This window comes from Methylobacterium sp. WL103 (assembly GCF_008039885.1).
Taxonomy (GTDB): Bacteria; Pseudomonadota; Alphaproteobacteria; order Rhizobiales; family Beijerinckiaceae; genus Methylobacterium; species Methylobacterium cerastii.
Map to the genome: position 1 here is coordinate 1 of NZ_VRUX01001159.1, position 682 is coordinate 682.

The following is a 682-nucleotide window of genomic DNA, read 5'->3' on the forward strand; positions in this document are numbered from 1 at the left end:
CGCCGCCCCCGGCCCGGAGGACAAGCCGGCGCAGAGCGACGGGCTGGTGGTGCCGGGCACCGGGCCGGGCACCAGCGCGGGCGGCGGCCCCTCCGACGTCGGGATCAAGCGCGCCGGATCGAAGGCGGATGCCGAGGGCCGCAACAAGCTCGTTCCTGCCGGCTTCCTCACCACCGACGTGATCGGCATCAAGGTCTCGGACAACGCCGGCAACGCGCTCGGCACCGTCGTCGACCTGGTGATGGAGGACGGGCGCACTCTGACGGCGGTGGTGCTCGACATCGGCGGCTTCCTTGGCGTCGGCACGCGCTACGTCGCGGTGCAGCCGGCCGCCCTGATCCTGTCGCCGGGCGGCGACCGCTACGCCGCCACGCTTGACATGAGCAAGGAACAGCTCGGGGCCGCGCCGGATTTCAAGTACAGCAAGTACAAGCCCCAAAACTGACGCCTCGTCAGGTGGTTGCTGTCGGTTCCGGAGCTTAGGAGCCGGCCAATCCCGGCCCTGCTAGGGCGCCGAAATCCGCCTTCAAGAATGTCGCTTACGGTCAAGCTTGGCTATGACGCCGTCCACGGAGTTTTCGGTGGGAACGGTGATAGTCGAGGCCTTGCGGAAGGCGATCCGATTGCGCGCGACGCGGCGCTCGCGCGACTTGCGGATCGGCACCAGCGGCTGCGCCCGCAC

1 protein-coding gene is annotated in these 682 nt (G+C 69.2%); it reads left to right on the forward strand.

The window, feature by feature from the left end; genetic code table 11:
* On the forward strand, positions 1–445 hold a 445-nt coding region (locus tag FV222_RS28390; RefSeq protein WP_147816445.1), incomplete at its 5' end, for a PRC-barrel domain-containing protein.
* Positions 446–682 lie beyond the last annotated feature (237 nt).